We start from the raw sequence: 20,186 nt of genomic DNA on the forward strand, positions 1-20,186 counted from the left end.
CCAACACGAATGGAAGCTGAGGCTGAGTGCGAAGCGAAAAACTCAGAGCAGCTATTCCGCTCAATGTCCTGATTGCCGCCCCAGAGATGATTTCATTTCAGAACGCCTTTAGTCTTGCCCAAGAGTTTTTGGGACCTTGCCCGCTACCAGCTACTCACTCTAGTAGGGCGTATATCTGAAATGGTGATTTATGACGGCGAGCGAGGATCTGACTGATTGGAACGACCGCTGGAAAATCACTAATGGCATTGTGTCTTGCCGATCCTGCCAAGCACAGCAGAAAGAAATAGATCGTGGTGAAGCGTTCGTCCATTCCTCAGCTTGTGGTTACTCAGGACAATGGCGTAACCCGTGGGATGACTTAGACGCGATCCGCAAAAAGTTCGGTCGCACCATCTAGCGGGTTCATGCCGTCAAAGAACCTATCTGCCCGATTCAGCAGTACCCTGTGTAGGTCACCCAAGCATCCTTGACTAACTTAACCAGTAGAAAAATTCTCAGTCTGCCGATGGTGCGTAGCCACCTGCCGCCCGCCCATCTAGAACAGGCATCGGGTCAATTTTTGGTGCGCTAAGAAACGTAGCCCACGCCTCATACGCTAGCTTCTGGCGATTGGTAGCTTCAATCCACGAAGCGCCCTCTACCTGCCGTGCCGATACAAGCATCATTAAATGGGTGGTTGCGGCGTCAAGCTGGAGCAAAAGCTCGTGAGACTGGAAGCGAAAATCGTCTAGGTTGCTCATCGGAGTCGTACCCCCATCATCGACGTGACCCGGAACTACGATCCGTTGTTCCTATCGGTTTAGTGTGACATCAGTTTCATTATGGCGTTAATCCGAAAGACAATCGGCTTCGTGGTAGGCCAGTTACCAGATCAGGGGAACGCCTACCCCGACTCCAATCCAGGCGATCATGTAAAGACAGGTGACTGCTATGGGGCGATTATTGCCTGTCGCCACCGTCAGCCATGGGGCGTTTTCTGCCGGCCATGGCCACGCAGTGTGATGGTCAAATCCGATTGAAATGATTGGTCAGGTCAAATGCAAATGGGTGGGCAAATCTGTGCAATTACCCAGCAATCTCCTCAGAAGGCCTTACCGATCATCATTTGATTCAATTGAAGGCTGGCCAGCACTGCTGGAAATAATTTTGGGTGAGCCATAGATCATTCCTCCATTTGGACATTGGCCGCGAAGAAAACAAAAAGCCCGCACGGAGCGGGCTATCTGTCGAAGGGGCGCTAGTCCATTAGCTGGTTCGAGTATAGGCCAATGAGGTCAGTGCCTCACTGGCTTTTCTTCCGTTTTGTATCCAGTGATGAGCGGCTAAGGCGCTGCTACGCTTAAAGCCATGCGCATGGGGAGATGATCGCTTGCGCTTGGGCCTTTATGGGCCTCTGGATAGTTGACGCCATAGCGCTTACTTAGGCAACAGAGGGGAGCACCATGCGGCTGTCCCGTTCTCAAATCACCATCATGCTGGCCTTGCTGATGGCCATGATCATGGGCGGGAACGCTTTAGCCCAGCGCTATGATAGCTACTATTCGCAGCAGCAAATGCAGCGCCAGCAACAGATGCAGCAGCAACAGCAGCAACAGCAAATGCAGATGCAGCGCCAGCAGGAACAGATGCGGCGGCAACAGGAACAGGCCCGCCAGCAACAAGCCGCCATCCGTCAGCAGCAGGCAGAGCAGCAAAGGATCATGCGGGCGCGGCAACAAGAAGCCCAGCGCATCATGCAGCAGCAGCGTGATCAGGCCATGCAGCAGCGTCAGCTGGCTCTGGATCGTCAGCGTCAAGCGACGTCACAACGGGTCGAATCAGAATCCAGGAAAGCGGCCAAAGACCAGGTTCTCGCAAAACAACAGGCCGTTGACCGGAGTGCCCTGAAACAACAAGGGTTAGAAAAAAGCAGGCAGGAGCGGTTGCTGCGGCTTAAGCAGGATTTTCTGCAAAAGCAACGTACTACCTCGGGGAAAGCCAATATTCCCCAGCCTGCAAGGCCGCTCACTCTCAGCGAAAAATTCAAAGCTAACTCTGGCGCGAAAAATATAGCGGCGTACCAGCCAGGTAAGCAGCTCACGACAAAAGAGTTCGCGGCCCAACGTCAAGCGTTCCAGGTGGTAGCAAAAAAGCTAAAGGTTTCAACGGGACAAGACACCAACTTATCTAGGCGGGTGGGCGCGCAATCAGCCAAAAAAGCGGGTGGTTTGAAATTAGCAGCCAGTAATTTCGATAGCTGTGATTATAATCACTGTAAGGGTGGACTTAATCTTTTTAAGTTTGGCGCGAGCAGCACAAGCAAAACTAGCAATTGGAAAGATGGCGACTTCATGTTATATCTTCCAAATAAAGGAACCCCTAAAGCAAATTGGTCTCAAAATTCTGGAAGACTGCGAGAACAAATGGCAAAAGGAGACCCAATATACGATTCATATCGCAATCCAGTGACTGGTGAACGCATCCCGACCGGAGGTTTTTTACGCGCAGAGCGCAGCCTATTAGAGACTCGCGGCTGGCGATACAATCCGTTGACTGGCGCGTATTATCCACCTACAGATCTTAATAAGAAGCGACGGAAATGAAATTGCCTTCTATCACCAAAGCAAAGGACTGTTTTGACAAAGTTGCAGACGGCTTCGGGCTCACCTGTATCGAGTCCAGTGAACAACTACTTAAATATCAAAATGAATTTGTTTCTTTGACGGTAGCTCTGGATAGGCTTAGGAGTTTTGAGTTGAGTATTACTTTAGGTGGAAATGGTGCTCAGTATCCACAAGAGAGTTTTTCGCTGGCGGAAATACTTAGATTTCGGGGAAGACAAGAATCTGACTTTCTTGATGGCCTAATGGTTGTCGATGAGGAGGGGTTGTCTAATATCTTGCCACGGGTTGCGAATTTGATTCTAATTCATGCTGCTGACTTCCTTTCAGGAAATAAAGAGTCATATTCTCAAATTCAGGAATGGCGCAACATGGAATGCAAGAAATTCGAATTGGATTCGAGTTTGAAATATGCACGAGAAATCATTGAGGAGGCTTGGAAAGCTAGGGATTACGAAACAATAGTTAATGTGCTTTCTCCTATTAAGGGGGGGTTGACTGAGTTCGAGATTAAGCGACTTGAATACGCTCTAAAACACACTGGTCATACTAACTCGTCAAGTTGATGCAGTAGCGCAAGCAGTATGGCTTTTTAAGGTGTCTTGCTAGTTGTCGTCACGCGCTATATTTAACCTTCAATTTGCTGCCATTTCTTACCGCTAACTTTCCTGAATTTGCTGAACGTGTATTCCATGGAATTGTCGCAGGCGAATTTCATCATCTGGTTCATAAACTGAATCATCTGGTCTTGCCCCATACTCCCGCTGGTGCCGCATTCGGCAACCACCATGTACTCGCAAAAGAACTCTGTCGCCGAGGTTTGGAAGCACTCTTTTATTTTCGCATCGACGACGCGGATGGATGTGGTAACCCCCAAGATTCCATAAGAGGCGTCCCTGACCGGGAGCGCCTGGACAATGTCTTGGGGCGTCGGTGGGGGAATGTCCTTGTAGAAATCAATCCCGCTCGGGTTCAGCTCTTTGACCATCGCCAGGCCTTTGGCATACCCCGCTTTTCCTGAAGCCTTGTATAAGTTCAGGGCGTCAATAAACGCATCCGGATCATCGGATGTCGCCAGCAGCATTTCAGCGCGCAGATAGGTAGCGGCTGCATAGCCCTCGGATGCTGCCAGCTCAATGTAGTCACGGGCCGACTCCTGATCGCCCATGAACCAGAGCAGGCGACCAAGCTGGAATTGCTGGCGCGTATCGTTGGGATCGTTCTCGACGGCGGCGATACAGGCATCCAGCGCCTCGTCAAAGTTAAATCTGGCGATGTCCGCTTTCTCAAAATCAATGCCAGCGGCAAGCTTCTGCGGGTCGAAGCTGTCAGCCGCGAGCCGGTCACAGGCACGTATGCCTTGCGCATCCGGCTCGCCGCTCGGGGCCGGGGGCGTCAGTTCAGCGACGCTGCTTCCGTCTGCTCTCAGCCTGTCCTCGGCGGCCTTCTGATAGGCCGCAAAACCGGAAAACTGGGTGCTCAGTTCCTGAAATGAACCGGCTTGCTCTTGCAACGCGCTGGCGTTTTCATCCGTGAGCTCGATCAATGCCAGGTCCTGTTTGTACTGCTCCAGCCCGGAGGTTAAGACCTGCTCGATATGGCTCACCATCGCGCTCAACAGGCTATGGCCAGCATCCACAAAGCCGGACTCCTCAAACTCTCCCGCCAGCGCAAAGCTGGTCTCAAGGATCGTGTCCACATCGGCATAGCTGGTTCCCGATTCCTTGATGACCTCGACCGCCAGCGCTTGCAGGGCTTCGACCCTTTGCGCCAGGCGGGCGGGCAGTGCGGTTTCTAAGGAGGCGATCAGCGCGGCAGTTTGCGGTAATGTTTTTACGTCTTGTGATCGCGGCAATTCCGCCAGATACCCGGCGGCCCAGGCGACCTCATAGAGCGGCGCGTCGTTTATATCTTCCTGTATAAGCGCCGTTTCCTCGCCGATCCACTCTGCAAGCTGGGAGTCTATGTATTGCTTAAACTCAGCAGAAGGAGCCGCATTCGCCATTTTTTGCGCATCGGCAACAATATCTTTCATCGATTTCTCGCTATCAAACAGAACAGCCACACGCGACGACCAGTAATGATCTTTGAGGCGGCTTGATTCTTCTGTGAAGACAGCGTTGTATGCCGGGTATTGAGCGGGTGCGTAGTTCTTGATGGTGCTCAGCACATCCTGGTAGTGACTTAAAGCACTCTCAAAATTCTGAAATTTCCCGCCTTGCCCCTGGAGATAGGTACGGAATTTTTCTGTGTCACCATCGACAACAGTGGCCAGCCGCTTTATCTGTTCATCCAGAGCTTCATACTGATAGCTCTCCTGAATTCCTGTGACTTGCCCATAATCTTTTAACTTGCCCTGCGCGGTGCCGAGGTGAAGAAAATCAGGCTGGTACAGGCTCAAGAACAGGGCCAATGCCTCCAAAGGTGCAGGGGCGGTTTGCAAGGCCCATTTGTCCTGTTTCTTCGCCTCGGCCTCAAAAACGACAACACCGTCCGTCAGGCCCAAAAACCTGAGGTAAGAGATCTTCGGGCATTCAAAGCCCAGCATCGCGCTTGCCGTATTGACCAGCTGTTGCACCGTCTGTGCGCCCTGATCGAAATAAGCGGCGGATGCTGTGACAATTTTAATATCTGCTTTTGGCCCGCATTTAAAGGCGCTGTCAATCGTTAAGCGAACAGCCGCGCCCTTCGATGCGAGCTCACGCTCAGCGGCCCCGGCATGGTTCATTCCCATGCTGGCAAAGGCAAGAAGCACGGTGCAGAGGAGGCGCTTCATGGGCGATCACCTGTGAAAGTCAGCTCTTAACCTTCCAGCCATCGCCACCCTGACACGCTTCAATCGTTTCAGATTTCTTCGACCCATCGGGCAGGGATACGGATTGCTCTATGGTGCGGCAAACACGTTCTGAGGCGACCTGCTGCTGTGCGACATCGCCCTGGGCGATTATTGTCCCGGAGGGCGGGGGGATAGTCCCAGGCGCATGTTCCATCAAGGGGGCGGAGACAAACCCGCTGCCAACACCGTCCTGGCTGATCAAATACCAATCACTGGTCTTGACCTTACCAACAACATTGACAGTCTCCCCGGCATTGAGACTTCCCGTTTTCACGTAATCAGCGCCTGGCCCGCCGCGCACATTGGAGATACTTTTAGCGCGATAAGTATCACCAATAATATCCAGAGGCGGTATTTGTTTAACTTTGCTTTTCAGGATGGGAACAACGACCGGTTTGGGCTCTTTGCGTGTTTCGACAACGCGCGCCTGCCCGCTTGTCTTGTTTTCAGTATTCGTCCAGATTTGGGTTTGTCCGGTTGTAATCGCCTGTTGGGTCGATTGCGCCATGCGCTGCTTATCCTGCTCGTCCAGATATTTTCCGATACTGCTTCCGATAAAGTACCCGGCTGCTATTCCGAGGGAGGTGCCGATTACCTTGTTATCTTTACCTCCGATTTTATTGCCAATGATCCCGCCTGTTATTACACCTAACGTGGTACCTATTTTTTCTTTTGTGCCCATGTTCTCGCAAGACGTCAGGGTCAGCATGGGTATTGTCAGGGCCAAAGCTGTGAGGATAAGCCTTTTCATCGTCTTTAAGCCCTCTGAAAATTGGCATGCCGGAAGTCTTGCATGGGCGTGATCTCGTAATGATAGCCCTGACGTCTGATCCGGCAAGAATGCGTTCCTCAAAGACCATGCCCCCTCCTCGAAGAGCAGGGGGGTAACAGCATCAGATTCGGGGTCGAATCTGGCGGCTACGCCGCCAGTCCGGGCTTCTACGCTTGGCCGCGCACCGGGTAATGGACAATCCTTGTCCCGGACTCGCGATCCTGCCCATCAAGTAGGCAGGGGGTGACGATCCCTTTCGCGAATGCGGGCCATAGAGCGCATTTTTAGTTATCTTTGTCTTCATCAGTTGAAAGCTTGTCGAGCTTTTTCTTAAGCTCCGCTTTCGCAATAGGGCCAAGAGCCTCACCCAATGCCTCGATCTCCGCTTCGGCGTGATCTTGGCCGGATAATGTGCCATTTTCAGTTACTGCGAATTTGGCATAGACTTTTGAATTATCATCGCTGGACACATAAAGAATTGGCCTGGTGGCAGAAGGTGAGGCAGGAAGGTTATCTCCCGCCAGCAATCTATTGTTGATAGGTATTTTTCTTAATTCTCCTTTCTCACTAACAGGTACAGAGCTGATGGTTATTGTTTCGCCTGCGCCACTAGCAATTTCTGTCGCTGACTTCTCATATGTCTGCGTCAGTGCTATCGAGAGCGAAACATGACCGAGAGCCTCGCCAAGGCAATGCGACTCGCACTTGGTGAGCGCCACGCTCTTTCGAGAAGCCGCAATTATGGGGCTAAGTTGGAATGAGTTATCACTAAAAGGTATAACGCGGAGAAGGACAGCCATTTGCACGTCTTCGCTGGTTAGCTTCTCTTGATTAGGAATGTAGCGAATTAAAGCAATGCATTTGGTTGCTTTCATCTCGCTAACCGTGGCAATCCAATCACCTGTCCAGGATTTACTGGCGCGGTTTCTGATGTCCTTGACTTTGTCATTTGCTGCTTTGACAGTCATATCAATTACTACCCCGCCAACTGCGTTCAAAACTGTAGCGGCAACTGGGGCCAGCAAAATACCAACTTGGTTGGGGTCGGTACTTGGTGCGCCACATAAGCTAAGGTCATAGTCTTCAGCTGTACCGAAAAGCGCCGGAGTATTAGCGCCATATAACGGTATAGCCATTGTTTTTTCTATTGTCGAACCTGAAGGATCAACCTTCGGACCAAAAATTATTCCCATTGAATTGCATCCGCTGAGTACCAAGACGGCTGCTCCCATCATTAAAAGTTTTCGCATGCTGTGCTCTCCTTGCATGTGCGTGATGGCGTATTCCCAAGCGATGGAATACTGGCTCATTGCCCACTCACTGGTATAGCTGAGCCTATAGAAGCTTGCTGAAATTTCGATCTGCTGCACTTGGGCTTCAGTCCATTCCGCCCAGTTCCAGCGAGAGGGATGGACCCCGCACCGGTCATATGACGATCCCTTTCGTTCAAGAAAGCAAAGCGGCTATGGGGTGCTACCCCTGGCGCAACGCAAGGGTAAAGCTGCGCCCCGATAAAGGGTTTCCCCGACCTTCCGCACCCATAAAAGACATGGGTTTGTGCAGGCCGGGTGATCCCCCTCCCTTTATCGGCCCCTTGCGTTTTACCTCCCCGGTCTCGCCGACGGGCAGGGGTGCATGTGCGACCTCACGCACAGCACCTCGAAGCCCTATAGGAGATCAAAGCCATGACCACTGAACCCAGAATTTACGTTGCCGACCTTGCCGCCTATAACAGCGGTTACCTTCACGGCGTATGGATTGACGCGAGCGCGGATGTTGACGACATCCAGGAGCAGATCAACGTCATGCTGGCCGCATCGCCCGTGCCTGATGCCGAGGAGTACGCTATTCATGATTACGAAGGCTTCGACGGCTACCGTTTGGGCGAGTACGAGGGGATTGATACCGCGCACGAGATCGCCTGTTTCATCGAGGAGTTCCCGGAATTCGGAAGCGGCCTGCTCAATCAGTTTTCGAGCATCGAGGAAGCCCGCAAGGCCGCCGAGGAGGATTACTGCGGCTGCTATGAATCGCTGGCTGATTACGTGCAGGAGCTCACCGAGGAGACCACCGAAATCCCTCAGTCCATCGCCTATTACATCGACTACGAAGCCATGGCTCGCGACATGGAATTGAACGGCGACGTGTTCACCATTGAGGTCGGTTACCGGCAGGTGCATGTGTTCTGGAATCGCTAACCGGCAGGAAAAGGACTTCATCATGGACACCATCCGCGAAACCTTCATCTGGCAAGGCCTCACTATTGAGGTCTTGCACACCCCGAACTGGTCGGAGACCTACCGCGCCACCTACGGCCATGCTCTCTCCCATCTGCAAATAAGCACGGCGGGACGGGCACCGCTGCCGATCAGCGCCACCGGCTATCGGTCGCACTTCGAGCGCGCCGACAACATCGAGGTACAGGGCGGTGCGGTGGCCTACGTACAGGCGTGGCTGGAGTACGCTGCCCAGTCTCCGAGCTGGTCAGAGGTGCACCAGAAGGCAAGGCAGCTCTCTCTGTTCTAAAAAAATCGGCCCTGCGGGCCGCATTTTCTTAAAGTCTGGCAATCATCACCTGGCCCGTCCGGTCTCTCGTCCCTCGCGCCCGGACGGGAAGCCATTAAAGTGCGTCCTGATTTCTGGCGGGCAGTCCTTGCGGTTAACACCGCTCTCCTGCCGGGCCGGATTATCAAGCCTGACGATCTCATGCCGATAATGCTCGCGGACAAGATTCGACTCCCTCAAGTTCTGCGCCTCCACCATCCGCCTGGCCTGCTTTTCCAGTTGCTCGCTGCTCAGGGGCTTTTGTTGTGCATAGGACGGCCTGCATTCCGGCCTGCTATGTGCCAGCAGAATCTGACGTCGCGCACTGTCCATGTCCTGCGCGTGTCGGCGCATCTGCTCATGATTCAGCGCCTCTAGTTTCTCGTCGCGCTCACGTTGCAGGTCTTTGGCCCGCCGCGCCCGGTGAGTGTTCTCACCTTGCGCGGCCTGATTGAATCGGCCTTTCTCATTCATGATGGCATTACCAGGCCATCAAGCCTTGCGTGGCAAGGCAGGTTGAACGGGCGGCTTCGTCAGCATTTTCTGGTCCATTTGCGGCTGGCCTTGCTGCCCGTTACGGCTTCGTGCGAACTCCAGGTTAATGCTGGTTCTGACGACCCTTCCGGTGTGCGCACAGGCGGGACAAAGCAGCGTGTCCGCGTCATCCGCGATACAAGAAATGTTGCCGCAACGGGTACACAGCACCAGACTGTCGTTATCGCAGTGCGGGCAGCCCCGATAGTTGCCCTGCAGCAACTCGCGCACCACCAACTCGTTGCGCACGGCCTGCGCCGCATCTGGCGTGGTGGCGGAGGTCTTGCGACGCGCAATTACATCGGTGATCTCTGCACCTTTCTGATGCAGCTTCAGGACCAGCACAGCCGAGGCTTGCGGCACTTTCGAGCAGTAGAGAATCCGGTCGCCATGCGATGGTTCTGACGTGATGACCACGGCATGCGTGGACTTGGCTTGCGGTACAGCAACGCCCTTACAATTGAACGCGGCCAGCTCCTGCCGCGCCTTTTCAAGCAAGCTCGGAGGCTTGTCTTGCTGCTTGATTATCTCCATTTTTTTGCCCTCTTGATGTAGTCAACGGCATCGTTGACCTGCTGCATGAACACCTGGTTGGGAAACTCTTTGTCCGGATGCAGAATGGCCGCGAGCTCCCGGTGCCGCGCCTTCAACATCGTCTTGTCGAGCGGTGCAGTTTCCGGGAAGCCCAGGATTTCGAGCGCCTGGGCATAACCGCTTTTCTCGGGTGCTGGTTTTTCCGGCTTAGCCTTCGGTGGCGGTTCTTCTTCACCCAGCATGTGCCGCTTGTACTGCGCGAAGGTTGCGAACTCCTGGCGTCCGTACTTCCAGAACAACTGGCGCAGCTTTACGTACTGGCGCACGGCGCAGGACAGTTTCCTGGCCGCGAGGAAACACGGCTGGTAAAGCCACATCCATGCGCCCCGCATGACGTTGAAAACCAGCAACAGGCATTCGATAACGAAGGCATACAGAAAACAGCCCGTCAGGCGGGTGCCCTTTATGAGCATGCCCGCCGCGTACTCGATGAAGATCAAAGCCTGCCGGTAAACCGCCTCTACCAGCCACACCAGAAAGTTGAAGGCGATAGCGATGAGGACGAGTCCGCCCCCAGCTGCTGCCAGGATTTCCACGAACTTCAGGATGTTCTGGGACATGACTAGATACCTCCGGGGGAATCGTGCCATTCGGCACCGACATGGGGGTTGGTGCGCGCACCGACGCGCTTGGCCTCTTGTTCCAGCATCTGGTCGCAATACTGCAAACGGGCGACGATGGACGCGGCCTGCTTCCGGCCATACACGCTTAAGAGATCGACGCGGTGACCCGCATACACCAGAACGACATGGAAAGAGTCGCCGTAATAAACGGGCTTTTGCACCACATGGCCGTGGGCTGATGCCTCACGGGTGGCCAGGTCATTGCGCCGCCGCTCGCGTTCCGTACCGTCATGCGGTAACAGCACAAAACGATGCTCCAGGCGGCGGTCAAAGCGCTCCCAACCCCGCAGCCTGCGCACCCGGATTGATTCCAGGTCCAGATCAATACGGGTGTTCACCCGGAAGGCCTCCCGCGCGATGATGCGCAAAATCCAGATGCCCGCGATCGTGCCACCGATGGCGACCGCCAACTCCGGCAGCGCCGGGTGACGCCAGTCGGGCAGGGTTGCCACGCTCGCCACCAGCAGCCCGAGCCCCAGAATGCTGCTGATCGCATCCGCGAGCTTGGCCCCCAAAGGGGTCAGCTCACGCGGCCTCACGCGGAACGCTGAGAGCCGACCGTCCTTGTCGATCAGCTCCAGCGTGGGTGGCCGACCGTCGAGCGGGCTTTTCATCGGAGAGTTCATGGCAGCGGCCTCAACGAGTGGCGTTAGGCACTACGCTCTCATAGAAGCTACTGATGCGTTCCTCTCGGGTTCCACTCGCCCGCTACGCTTGAAGGGGAAGGGGTATGGATGTTGAAGAGATTGAGTTCAGCGACTGGCAGATAGAGCAGATGCGCTCCGCTTTGCGGCGGTATCGCACTCTCAACAAGCACTGCGGTCACCTGCCATCCTGGGAGAAGGTGCGCGACGCCATAATGAAATCGCCATCCAACATCGACAGGTACGACGATGAGGACGATGACGATGCAGACCCAGCCCCCCTCTTCAAGTCAGAAGCCCTGCGTCGCTTTGCCGAAAACATCAACAACACCCTGGGCATTGGTCGCCAGCGGGACGTTTTAAGGTTCCTCTTGGATGAAGGGCTGCTTGATCCCGAAACCTTCCAGGAGGAAAAGCAGGATCTGGCCGCATTCCTCGCCTTGCACGAGTTCTTCGCCAACGATTACACCGGCTCTGGCGATATTGTGTCCGCATTTAAGGGGACGTTTACCTTCAAGTTCCCTGACGAACCGGGTGCGAAGGAATTACGCACCATCACACTCACCCTCACTCCTGATAAGGCAGGGGGCTTTTTGCGCGTCGAGGAGGCCGTGCAGGCTGAAAACGTGGCCGCGCGCATGAGGAATGACGCCCTCAAATATCGCAAGAAAGCCAAAGACAGCGAGTTCATAAAGACCACGCGCAGAAAAGGCTATGGCTTCCCCATAACGCCCATGAAAGTCCTGCACATATTCCTCGATGGCATCGTGCCGGGTGGACGCATGACTTATGTACAGGCAGGCGAGTTGCATGGCGACTTCACTGAAAACGGCTTCTTCTTGATGCGCAACGGTGTTGCGACCGGCAGGGACAGATGGGCGCGTGATGTTTATTACGCAGAGCCCGCCGTCCTTCCCAACGTGTACAGGTTCACTCCTGTCTCCTCTGAAGGAGCCACGACATGAAAGAGACTGAGAAGAATAAAGAACCGGCGCAACCGGTCTCCCCTATCGAGTTCGTAAAGAAAGCCTACGGCTACGGCCCGATAGATTTGTCTGAGGAGCTAAATGTCCGTCATGGCGACATGCGGATGACTCCTGAGGAGCGCGAAGAAGACGCCCGGCTCCGTCAGGCAAGCGGCCTCATGCGGCAGGATGAGTTCTTCCAGAAAGTGAAGGCTGGCGATGTGCGTGAAGTTGAACTTGATCTCCTTCTGGGCATTGACGTGAATGCCAGGGACAAATTCGGGATGACCGCACTCCACTACGCGGCAGCCACAGGTTTCCGGCCTTGTATCCGGTTGCTGGTGAATAGCGGCAAATGCGATTACCTGCTCAAGGACAACAAAGGACGCCTTGCGTCTGACTTGGCCTATGAATGGGGCAGGGACGCCGCCGTGGGGCTTCTCCTTCAGAAAAAGGAGGTGCGGCAGGCGCACGAAGAAAGCCAAGGGTAGGGACGCTTCGCTTATGAAAAGACATTTGGGCGGCGGACGAATACATCTCTTGCATCCTTATATCTAAAAAATGTTCAAGCAGCGAACAGAACATAACAACAGGAGCCAGGAGAATGGCTGCGAACCAAGGAACACCTAGACGCCGGATCGACTCACTATTAATGAAGCTGAAAAATATCTCATTAACAAAAATATTCTCGTCAGTGCCAATTGTATTCATTATTGCTCTTCTGCTTACGGCCTTGGGAACGTTTCTTGGTGACAAAGAAACCCAAACGTCTCTTCAGCAATCTTTTCCTGCACTTTGCCTGGGAAATCTATCCTTCGCTTGCCTTGCCGTAGAACCGGCGGCGCGTTGGTTTATAGCTTTGTTCGTAGTGTTCTCGTTTCTTTTTTTGGGTCGCGAACTGGCCATTGGAAGAGCCGTCAAAGCTGAAAAAATTGAAATGCTGCAAGCCCTATCGAACGCTCCATCTCCGGCCTTACTCGAAAAATACGCAAAATTGTATGACGCTTTAGACGGCGCGGAAAAATCAAAAAGCAATGCAGACGTAAATATAGCCGTAGCTCTTGGCGGACTTATAACGCTGATAAAGGCCTATCAACCTTCCTGGCTTGCCGGAAAGAGAGTTTACTATAGCGCGGAAGTTCTACTATATAGGCCGATCTCAAGTATGGATGAGCGGCAGCGCACTGCCACTTTAGGAGAGCTAAAAAGTTTTTTATATAACCCAGGAAATTTAAGCGAAGTTGAAGGAGTGTTAGAGAATGCTGAAGGGTTAGCCGTTGAGGATATTGATGACGTAATCACAAGCAAGAAGGCATCACAACGGATTCTCCTGCCAATTCCTGTACAAAAAACCGCACCAGGCAACGATAAAATCTCCAGGGTCTTGGCAGGCAGCGCCGATGCGTATCAAAATAGCTATTCATACATAGACAACACAGAATTTCTGCGGGAGCTCTACGAGAACTCCAATAAGTACGACCTTCAGCCAAGCCTTATCGATAAGGAAGTGAAATTCTTTTCGGGCGACGGATGCAAAATGAAAAGCATATTTTCGATGCGCTTTGGAAACCCTTCAGAAAACACATCGGGCGTAATAACAATATACTGTGATCGTGAAAAGCTTTTTATAAACAGGTCAATCGTAGAAAACTTCAGGGCGCTGTCCAGACCCATTCTGCGCGAAATTGAAAAACTGCTATCACTCAGAAACTAACTAATAATCAAATCTCATATTTCTTAACAGTCGGATTCGGGCCGCCACTAATCCAGACAAGTGTTTCACGTGGCCTTTCCTCTTTTCCTTGTAGGATGTCATTCATAAGCTTGAACATTTTTGTCTTATATTCTTCATGTTCAAGTCGCTCTTGCGGCGACATCTCCTTGTTGGCCTCTTCAGTCAGGCTTTTCATTTACATATCTCCATCGCATTGGAAAAACTCAACCCTATGTCATTACAACCTTAGACCATGAAATGCAAGCATGGCGACCCTGCGCCAGCAAAACGCCTCTGTGAAGCCTTACCCCATGCGTACAGGTGTGGTCTCATTACAGATACGGAGCCAGCACACCGTCCTTCTCGTGCCAGATCACCCTCTGCAACATCATCGGGTGACGGCCTGCCCAGAGGATGATTTGCCGTTTAAACCGATCACTGCGCGAAAAATGACGCCTGATTTCATCTGGCGTCATTAGGTCATAGAGCTCGATGGCTTCCGACCGGCCCGATAATCCCTTGTGCTGTTGATCCTGTGCGACCTCTCCCGTGCGCGCGACTTCCACCTGCGTTTTCCCAAGCAGCTTGGAAATATATTCGGTCGTCGCCAGATCATTGTTCCCGAAGAACTGCATGATCCCGGCGTTGCCTGCAAAGGTTTCCCATCGTTCACCATAGAGCGCCTTGCCCTGGCTCCAGTCCTGCAAGATGACCCAGAGCTTCACGCCGAAGGAGGCGATCAGGCCGGAAGCGGTTTCGAGCTGCTTCATGTAACCAAGGACGGGGAACTCATCCAGGCATGCCAGTACCGGAGCAGGCGGCACCGTCTTTTCCCGCTCCATCGTATCGAGCAGCTGATTGATAAAAATCCGCATCCAGCGCCTGGCGATCTCGATGCGCGTCGCAGGAAAGCACAGGTAAATGCTCACACCTGCCGGATTGCTTTTCAGCGCCGACAGGTCGAAATCATGCTCTTTCAAAACCTTCCGAAAGGCCGAGTAGTCGAGGAACTTGGTATGACGGTTCACGGTGGAATGAACACCGGAAAGCTCAGCCCCTTTCTTGCCGTAAAAATCGAGCGCCGCCGCCATGACGGCGCTGCCAATGTCTTCAGTTTTCGGGTCGTCTTGCAGCTGGTAACCGTTGAACATCATCTCCTCGCGGAGGAGATACGTTGCCTGTTCCGCCTCGCTGTCTTCCTCGGCCCCGGGCTCAACCCACAATGCGCGTTTGATCAACTCCCGCACCTTGATCAGGTGGCGTTCCTGATCATGTAGAGGGTAGGTCGCCACATGAATAATTACGCCCTCGATAAAGTTCTTGGCGGACTCATCCCAGTGCGGGTCTTTCTGGTCTGCCGACTGCACGACAATCGACTCTGCAATCAGCGCGGCATCCTCAAGAAATGTTTCGCTGCCTGTTTTCAGGATGCTCATGGGATTGTACGAGGCGCGGTATTTTGATACCGCTTTGCTGGAAACCCCGAAGGGGTCAACGACATAAATCTTCTGCCCTAGGGCTGCACGTTTATCTGCCGTGATGTCCGCCAACTCGCCCTTGGGGTCAGTCGCCAGGATGCTGCCCGGATAGAACAGCAGGTTGCTGATCAGACCGACCGACTTACCAGAACGAGAGCCCGCCACGGTGAGAATATGGCGGTCATCCTCGATGCCAATAAGCTGATCGCCCAGCGCACCGATCAGGACTTTCTTCCCCGGCTTGCGCGGGTCATACGAGAGTATGTTGCTCGCGGCGATGTCTTCGAGCTTCATCCATCGCGCCTGCGGCACTTTCTGCTCTCGTAAAGGCCGGGTGGAGTCGCCACGCGGTACGTCCCGCATAAATTCCTGAAAGAAATCGCTCATGGTTTTGGTCTCACCGCAGGCGTTGCGATCAGTATGGCATACGCCTGTATGCAGCCTTTCCCTCGGAATCCTCCCGTTTTTCAGAAAGGGATGAGGTATTCATATACCCCCATTTTCGGGGCTGCTTTTATCCCAGCTATTAGCCTTTATCCCTTAGCCATCGTTCGCCGATGCCTTGTCAGCGTGTCAATGGGCGGCCCGCGCCAGCCTGCACCTGTTCGGGCTATTGCCCTGGTGCAGGCCCGTGTTGCCCATGACACGTCGTCGCGCGCTGGCTGTCAGGGGGCTCGTCGCTGGAATAAACCAGCCTCAAGCGAAAAGGAGCTAAACCATGAACACCAAATCCACCACATCTGAATCCAGGAAACCCGGCTTCGTTGCGAAGGTGCGCAAAGGTTCAGGCGAGCATGCTGTGTACGAACGCATCGGCGTCGCCTGGAAAAATGCCGACGGTTCTTTCTTCATCAAATTAGCCGGTACGCAGGTCGTCTCCGACTTCATGCTTTACGAGATTGAAAGCACCGAACAGCCCAGCTATTAATCGCTACTGATCGACCATCACAAAGACGGGCCGCAAGGCTCGTCTTTTTTTTCAATCCGTATCAGTCCGTCAAGATCCGTTTCGATCCCCGGCACACGCAATCCGTACAAGTACATTGCGGTCTGCCTGAAGCCGGGACTTATTTGTATCCATGCACATTCAGCCGTGCTATGGACGACCAGCAAGACATTTCTTGAAAAGGAGAGACCGATTTATCGGTCGGCTTTTTTTAGAAAATATTCATATCCCAAGCCATACACTGGACTCAAGGGCCAGATGCGAACGAAGTGAGCACAAGGTGTGCGTGGTAGTACCACGCCCACCTTGCGAGGGGACTTCCAGTCCCCCACGGTCCCCCCTGGGAATCCCTAAGCGCAAATATTCTAGGGAATATTTTTGCTAAGGGATTACAGCGCAACGGTTCGTCGTTGCATCACGATCAGGGAGACTTCGGCTCTCCCTGAACCCATCGAGTAAGGGGCACTTCGTAGCCCCTTGCGACCCTTGATCAGGACTTTCGCGTCCTGAACCACGACCGGGAATTCGGCCCGGTGCCGACCAAAAGGAGATGTCAGCTCTCCCTTTGGAAACCCTTCGACCAGCAGCGCGGACGCTGACCCGCGCGAGGAAGCCAGGAGGAGGCTGCGAATACCCGAGCCGATATGTTGATGGCATGACCAGACGAACGAAAAAACGCCCTGCGCCTATTTCCTACCGCCCGCCCGAGCGGCTGCGCGAGGAGTTTCATTTGCGCGTCATGAACTCTGGTCAGTCGATCAACGCCTTCATCACCGAAGCGGTGTTCGGTCAGGCCATACCACGCGCGCGCCCCATCTCATCCCTGGAACGAAAACTGGCAGCCATGCTGCTATCGCAGGCCGCCCGTATCAACGACCGGCTGGAGCAGGCCTGCGGTGCGTCCGATGAGGGCAACTACGATCTGCTGCTTCAGGAGTGCCGGGATGAGCTCGCGGAAATCAGGAGCTATCTCATGCTGGCCTTGGGGAGGGAGCTATGATCCCTTTCTCCTCACAGCGCGGCAGCGGCCAAGACCTCGCCACTCACCTGCTGAATGCCTACGACAATGAGCTGGCGGAGGTGGCCGAACTACGAGGAGCCATTGCCGGTGATCTGCACGGTGCCTTCAAGGAATGGCAGATGCAGGCTGAAACACTGACCCGGTGCCAGAAGTATCTGTACAGCATGTCGATCAACCCTGATCCCGCGCAAGGGGCGCTGACCCGCGATCAGTACATGGACTATATCCGGCGCACCGAAGAAACCCTGGGGCTGGGGAATCAGCCCCGTGCCGTGGTGTTTCATATCAAGGATGGCCGTGAGCACTGCCACGTCGTCTGGTCACGGATCGACGCTGACAACCAGAAGGCCGTCCATCTGGCCTTCGACCGGGACAAGCTGATGCGGGTGACGCGGGGATTTGCCCGCGATCATGGCCTGACGCTTCCCGCCGGATACGAAAAATCCCGCAATGCGGGTCAGCTCTCCCTCTATGAGCGGGCGCAGTTGCAGAAAACGGGGCTATCCACAGACGACCACAAGCGGCAGGTCACCGAGGCTTGGCAGCAGAGCGACAATGCGCGCTCGTTCGTCCAGGCATTGAGTGAGCGCGGCTACATGCTGGCGACTGGCAACCGCCCCTATGTGCTGGTCGATCTCTACGGCAACGTGAATGCATTGCCACGACTGATCGACGATAAATCCATCCGTACCAAGGACATTCGCGATTTTCTGGAGAAGGAGTTTCCAGCAGAGTCACTCCCGTCCGTTGAGGAGGCGCAAAAGCTCGTGGCCGCCCACCGGAAGCTGGTCGAGCACTCAGTTCGCGAGGAGGATTACGCCGATAAGCTTGCCGAGCTCAAAGATGCGCAGAGGGAGCGACGGCATGTGTTGGAGCAGCAGCGTGAAGCGCTCAAACACCGGCAGCATTGCCTGCGTCTGGCGCAGCAGGCAAAGCACCGGACGGAGCGGGACAGGTTGCGCATGGATCATCTTGCACTCATGCGAAAGGTGCGCCTGGATCGGTATCAAAACCGCCCCACTGGCCTGGCTGAATTCCTGGGCAAGGTTAGCGGCGTGAATTTCCTGCGGCACAAGCTCCAGCACTACCAGGACGCCAAGCGTATCCGCTCCTATCTCGATCAATACGCTCAGCTCAAAGCGCGCCAATCGCAGGAAGCCGGGACACTGGCATTCCGGCTCAAGCTTCAGGCACTCGGCCTCGACCGCCAGAGCGCGGCGCTGGAAAAAGTTGATAAGCGGGAGCTTTCGGCTTTCATGCGCGACCAGCAGCAAACGCAACGCATCCGGGCGCGCGGCAAGGACGGCGTGATGCCTTCACTGGATCACCTGACGGGTCGCAAGCGCGCTCCGGGCAGGGGCGTGGCTCCTGATGTCATGACCGCGTTTGAGAAGGCCCAAGCGCCGCGCAGCTTGTTTCCTGACGTGATGGCGGCATTTGATCGCGCTACCGCCATGTTCCGCAAAGGGAAGCAGGAGCAACGGGAAGGTGAGAGACTGGAGAAACCCAAACCGATGACGCCGCCACGCCACCGTAAAGGTGACGTGCATGATCGGGAGAGGTAGAGCATTACGAGTACAATGCAGGTCGCGAGAATTGCAGATCACAACGATTGAGGTGCCTGAGCATCTAGATTACTACGCCACTCAGCTATCTTCGGCAGCAAGAGTGAGAGCTTAAGCGGCTCATCACCCAATAATGCGGCCAACAAATTACTGCAAGTATAATCCGCCCATGGCGTTATTTTTTCGATCGTCTCAATCGTTCTTACAGCATTCTTGTTTCCGTTAAGCGCGTCAACATCCCTCCTACAAACCGCGCGGATATCCCACTCATCAAGATGTTTCCAATAGTTGGCCCCTGCATTCACAATCTCTACAAAGCATAGTCCATCTTTTACTTCCGGCGGGACTCGCAAAGCATTTAGCTTGTCAAACCCCAGCCACTTATATGTGGACCCTATGTATCGCTGAACAGCCGTAAATCCAACCCCGATTATATATTCCCCTTGGTCGCACAAACCATCGGAGTCGGGATCTCTCGACTTTTTAATGGCGGCATCGATTAGAGAAAGCTTAATGTCAAGATGTTCAAGAAACCCGCTCAAGAAATCAAAATCCCAATCGGCATAACCCCCATCAATTTTTAAAAACATAGCCGAAACCTCTTACATGCGAGAAAAATGAGCAGTGATCTAAACCCAAAACTATCTGTGTGTTCATTGAAATGAGGGCTTAGCTATCAGCTCCATCCGTGTTTCCAGATATGGAACGCGCGGTCTGACTTGTGCTGTGCAATCCACTCTTGCTGCTGAGCATTGATGAAACCACCGAAGATGCGGATCTTAGACAGGCACGGCGCTTGGCGACCCCATTCAGCGTGGACATGTGATGCGAGCTCCCAGCGTGAGTTTTTGATCTGCAGGTCGGAAACGTGTGATTGGTCCCATTCCCCCTTGCATCGAGCACAAAGCCCCGGATCTTCTGCAAGCCAGGCTTTGGCCGACGGTTTGGCGAGTGAAGCCAATATCCACGCCCGATCAGCGTCAGTTTGCGTCGTTACAGCCCAATCGGCCAAGAAGTCAGAAAGCTGATCCACCAGCAATCGATTGGCCTGGTCGCCTGCTTCTGGCGACTGAAAGAAAGCGCCGCGATAGCCAGTGCTGGAATTAAAAAACCAATCGAAGAGATCGGGACTCACAGTTCCACAGAAAACGGCTCGAACATATGAGGTGTCATCCGTTCGGGGCTCAGGATGGAAGCATTGGAGCGTGAGTCCGTTTTTTAGCACACCGCTCAGCTCAGTGTTTGGCAACGAATTCTCTAGCGCCGAGATGCGCTGGGGAGTGGACTCTCCGACATAGTGCCAAGCTTGTGCTTGCATAGATGCGCCCCCTTGACGGCAACTGCTAC

The 20,186-nt window shown here is 54.0% G+C and carries 21 protein-coding genes; 10 read left to right on the plus strand and 11 right to left on the minus strand.

Features of this window, described 5'->3' with window-relative positions; translation table 11 throughout:
• Positions 1–1,445 precede the first annotated feature (1,445 nt).
• The gene (locus PG5_RS34145; RefSeq protein WP_042955283.1) at positions 1,446–2,585 is read left to right on the plus strand and encodes a hypothetical protein; all 1,140 of its coding nucleotides are present in this window, start codon (positions 1,446–1,448) and stop codon (positions 2,583–2,585) included.
• Positions 2,582–3,169, plus strand: a complete 588-nt coding sequence (locus PG5_RS07905) for a hypothetical protein (protein ID WP_042955284.1) — start codon at positions 2,582–2,584, stop codon at positions 3,167–3,169. The genes PG5_RS34145 and PG5_RS07905 overlap by 4 nt, the downstream gene beginning before the upstream one ends.
• Positions 3,170–3,231: 62 nt before the next feature.
• Here the strand turns inward: PG5_RS07905 and PG5_RS07910 are convergent, their stop codons facing one another.
• The 3 genes from PG5_RS07910 to PG5_RS07920 form a co-directional block, all read right to left on the minus strand.
• Positions 3,232–5,379: a hypothetical protein gene (locus tag PG5_RS07910; RefSeq protein WP_020796585.1), complete on the minus strand. Its 2,148-nt coding sequence runs from the start codon at positions 5,377–5,379 to the stop codon at positions 3,232–3,234.
• Positions 5,380–5,398: 19 nt separating this feature from the next.
• Positions 5,399–6,148, minus strand: coding sequence for an SH3 domain-containing protein (locus PG5_RS07915; protein WP_177326137.1), 750 nt, complete (start codon positions 6,146–6,148; stop codon positions 5,399–5,401).
• Between the two features lie 347 nt (positions 6,149–6,495).
• On the minus strand, positions 6,496–7,581 hold the full coding sequence (locus PG5_RS07920) for a hypothetical protein (RefSeq protein WP_155943716.1): 1,086 nt from the start codon (positions 7,579–7,581) through the stop codon (positions 6,496–6,498).
• Positions 7,582–7,896: 315 nt separating this feature from the next.
• Between PG5_RS07920 and PG5_RS07925 the strand changes: the two genes are divergently transcribed.
• Together PG5_RS07925 and PG5_RS07930 are read left to right on the plus strand one after the other, a co-directional pair.
• Positions 7,897–8,409: an antirestriction protein ArdA gene (locus PG5_RS07925; protein WP_020796588.1), complete on the plus strand. Its 513-nt coding sequence runs from the start codon at positions 7,897–7,899 to the stop codon at positions 8,407–8,409.
• Positions 8,410–8,431: 22 nt separating this feature from the next.
• Positions 8,432–8,737, plus strand: a complete 306-nt coding sequence (locus tag PG5_RS07930) for a hypothetical protein (protein ID WP_020796589.1) — start codon at positions 8,432–8,434, stop codon at positions 8,735–8,737.
• A gap of 45 nt (positions 8,738–8,782) precedes the next feature.
• Here PG5_RS07930 and PG5_RS07935 read toward each other — a convergent pair whose 3' ends face one another.
• The 4 genes from PG5_RS07935 to PG5_RS07950 are packed head-to-tail and all read right to left on the minus strand — an operon-like array spanning position 8,783 to position 11,120.
• A complete protein-coding gene (locus tag PG5_RS07935) occupies positions 8,783–9,229 on the minus strand; it encodes a hypothetical protein (protein WP_042955286.1) in 447 nt (148 codons plus the stop codon).
• 18 nt (positions 9,230–9,247) lie between these two features.
• Positions 9,248–9,823 (minus strand): TerY-C metal binding domain-containing protein, encoded by a 576-nt coding sequence (locus tag PG5_RS07940; protein ID WP_020796590.1) that lies wholly within the window; start codon positions 9,821–9,823, stop codon positions 9,248–9,250.
• Positions 9,814–10,443, minus strand: coding sequence for a J domain-containing protein (locus PG5_RS07945; RefSeq protein ID WP_020796591.1), 630 nt, complete (start codon positions 10,441–10,443; stop codon positions 9,814–9,816). Before PG5_RS07945 ends, PG5_RS07940 begins: the two co-directional genes overlap by 10 nt.
• 2 nt (positions 10,444–10,445) lie before the next feature.
• Entirely contained in the window at positions 10,446–11,120 is a 675-nt protein-coding gene (locus tag PG5_RS07950) for a hypothetical protein (RefSeq protein ID WP_020796592.1), read from the minus strand.
• A gap of 116 nt (positions 11,121–11,236) precedes the next feature.
• On the opposite strand from PG5_RS07950, the gene PG5_RS07955 reads away from it, so the two are divergent.
• From PG5_RS07955 to PG5_RS07965, 3 genes are all read left to right on the plus strand, one after another.
• Positions 11,237–12,115: a hypothetical protein gene (locus tag PG5_RS07955; RefSeq protein WP_020796593.1), complete on the plus strand. Its 879-nt coding sequence runs from the start codon at positions 11,237–11,239 to the stop codon at positions 12,113–12,115.
• The gene (locus PG5_RS07960) at positions 12,112–12,606 is read left to right on the plus strand and encodes an ankyrin repeat domain-containing protein (protein WP_020796594.1); all 495 of its coding nucleotides are present in this window, start codon (positions 12,112–12,114) and stop codon (positions 12,604–12,606) included. Before PG5_RS07955 ends, PG5_RS07960 begins: the two co-directional genes overlap by 4 nt.
• Positions 12,607–12,719: 113 nt before the next feature.
• Positions 12,720–13,829 (plus strand): hypothetical protein, encoded by a 1,110-nt coding sequence (locus PG5_RS07965; protein WP_020796595.1) that lies wholly within the window; start codon positions 12,720–12,722, stop codon positions 13,827–13,829.
• A gap of 7 nt (positions 13,830–13,836) precedes the next feature.
• Here the strand turns inward: PG5_RS07965 and PG5_RS07970 are convergent, their stop codons facing one another.
• Both PG5_RS07970 and PG5_RS07975 read right to left on the minus strand, forming a co-directional pair.
• A complete protein-coding gene (locus PG5_RS07970; RefSeq protein ID WP_042955287.1) occupies positions 13,837–14,025 on the minus strand; it encodes a hypothetical protein in 189 nt (62 codons plus the stop codon).
• A gap of 136 nt (positions 14,026–14,161) precedes the next feature.
• Complete coding sequence (locus PG5_RS07975) at positions 14,162–15,694, minus strand: type IV secretory system conjugative DNA transfer family protein (RefSeq protein ID WP_081648145.1); 1,533 nt, start codon at positions 15,692–15,694, stop codon at positions 14,162–14,164.
• Positions 15,695–16,025: 331 nt separating this feature from the next.
• Between PG5_RS07975 and PG5_RS07980 the strand changes: the two genes are divergently transcribed.
• From PG5_RS07980 to PG5_RS07990, 3 genes are all read left to right on the plus strand, one after another.
• Complete coding sequence (locus PG5_RS07980; protein ID WP_020796597.1) at positions 16,026–16,235, plus strand: hypothetical protein; 210 nt, start codon at positions 16,026–16,028, stop codon at positions 16,233–16,235.
• A 673-nt stretch (positions 16,236–16,908) separates the two neighbouring features.
• The gene (locus PG5_RS07985) at positions 16,909–17,253 is read left to right on the plus strand and encodes a hypothetical protein (protein ID WP_256228218.1); all 345 of its coding nucleotides are present in this window, start codon (positions 16,909–16,911) and stop codon (positions 17,251–17,253) included.
• On the plus strand, positions 17,250–18,839 hold the full coding sequence (locus tag PG5_RS07990; protein WP_020796599.1) for a relaxase/mobilization nuclease domain-containing protein: 1,590 nt from the start codon (positions 17,250–17,252) through the stop codon (positions 18,837–18,839). The genes PG5_RS07985 and PG5_RS07990 overlap by 4 nt, the downstream gene beginning before the upstream one ends.
• Before the next feature lie 38 nt (positions 18,840–18,877).
• Here PG5_RS07990 and PG5_RS07995 read toward each other — a convergent pair whose 3' ends face one another.
• Together PG5_RS07995 and PG5_RS08000 are read right to left on the minus strand one after the other, a co-directional pair.
• The gene (locus PG5_RS07995) at positions 18,878–19,429 is read right to left on the minus strand and encodes a hypothetical protein (protein ID WP_042955289.1); all 552 of its coding nucleotides are present in this window, start codon (positions 19,427–19,429) and stop codon (positions 18,878–18,880) included.
• Between the two features lie 86 nt (positions 19,430–19,515).
• Positions 19,516–20,157 (minus strand): hypothetical protein, encoded by a 642-nt coding sequence (locus tag PG5_RS08000; RefSeq protein ID WP_042955290.1) that lies wholly within the window; start codon positions 20,155–20,157, stop codon positions 19,516–19,518.
• Positions 20,158–20,186 lie beyond the last annotated feature (29 nt).

The sequence above is a fragment of the Pseudomonas sp. G5(2012) genome (genome assembly GCF_000408945.1).
In the GTDB taxonomy this organism is placed as follows: Bacteria; Pseudomonadota; Gammaproteobacteria; order Pseudomonadales; family Pseudomonadaceae; genus Aquipseudomonas; species Aquipseudomonas umsongensis.

Bases quoted from the DNA above. Each gene is read 5' to 3' on its own strand.
- PG5_RS07940 (WP_020796590.1), bottom strand. From the start codon at position 9,823: ATGGAGATAATCAAGCAGCAAGACAAGCCTCCGAGCTTGCTTGAAAAG.
- PG5_RS07915 (WP_177326137.1), bottom strand. From the start codon at position 6,148: ATGCTGACCCTGACGTCTTGCGAGAACATGGGCACAAAAGAAAAAATA.
- PG5_RS07965 (WP_020796595.1), top strand. From the start codon at position 12,720: ATGGCTGCGAACCAAGGAACACCTAGACGCCGGATCGACTCACTATTA.
- PG5_RS07995 (WP_042955289.1), bottom strand. From the start codon at position 19,429: ATGTTTTTAAAAATTGATGGGGGTTATGCCGATTGGGATTTTGATTTC.
- PG5_RS07950 (WP_020796592.1), bottom strand. From the start codon at position 11,120: ATGAAAAGCCCGCTCGACGGTCGGCCACCCACGCTGGAGCTGATCGAC.
- PG5_RS07930 (WP_020796589.1), top strand. From the start codon at position 8,432: ATGGACACCATCCGCGAAACCTTCATCTGGCAAGGCCTCACTATTGAG.
- PG5_RS07955 (WP_020796593.1), top strand. From the start codon at position 11,237: ATGGATGTTGAAGAGATTGAGTTCAGCGACTGGCAGATAGAGCAGATG.
- PG5_RS07990 (WP_020796599.1), top strand. From the start codon at position 17,250: ATGATCCCTTTCTCCTCACAGCGCGGCAGCGGCCAAGACCTCGCCACT.
- PG5_RS07970 (WP_042955287.1), bottom strand. From the start codon at position 14,025: ATGAAAAGCCTGACTGAAGAGGCCAACAAGGAGATGTCGCCGCAAGAG.
- PG5_RS07935 (WP_042955286.1), bottom strand. From the start codon at position 9,229: ATGAATGAGAAAGGCCGATTCAATCAGGCCGCGCAAGGTGAGAACACT.
- PG5_RS07925 (WP_020796588.1), top strand. From the start codon at position 7,897: ATGACCACTGAACCCAGAATTTACGTTGCCGACCTTGCCGCCTATAAC.
- PG5_RS07960 (WP_020796594.1), top strand. From the start codon at position 12,112: ATGAAAGAGACTGAGAAGAATAAAGAACCGGCGCAACCGGTCTCCCCT.
- PG5_RS07945 (WP_020796591.1), bottom strand. From the start codon at position 10,443: ATGTCCCAGAACATCCTGAAGTTCGTGGAAATCCTGGCAGCAGCTGGG.
- PG5_RS07910 (WP_020796585.1), bottom strand. From the start codon at position 5,379: ATGAAGCGCCTCCTCTGCACCGTGCTTCTTGCCTTTGCCAGCATGGGA.
- PG5_RS07985 (WP_256228218.1), top strand. From the start codon at position 16,909: ATGACCAGACGAACGAAAAAACGCCCTGCGCCTATTTCCTACCGCCCG.
- PG5_RS07980 (WP_020796597.1), top strand. From the start codon at position 16,026: ATGAACACCAAATCCACCACATCTGAATCCAGGAAACCCGGCTTCGTT.
- PG5_RS07975 (WP_081648145.1), bottom strand. From the start codon at position 15,694: ATGAGCGATTTCTTTCAGGAATTTATGCGGGACGTACCGCGTGGCGAC.
- PG5_RS34145 (WP_042955283.1), top strand. From the start codon at position 1,446: ATGCGGCTGTCCCGTTCTCAAATCACCATCATGCTGGCCTTGCTGATG.
- PG5_RS07905 (WP_042955284.1), top strand. From the start codon at position 2,582: ATGAAATTGCCTTCTATCACCAAAGCAAAGGACTGTTTTGACAAAGTT.
- PG5_RS08000 (WP_042955290.1), bottom strand. From the start codon at position 20,157: ATGCAAGCACAAGCTTGGCACTATGTCGGAGAGTCCACTCCCCAGCGC.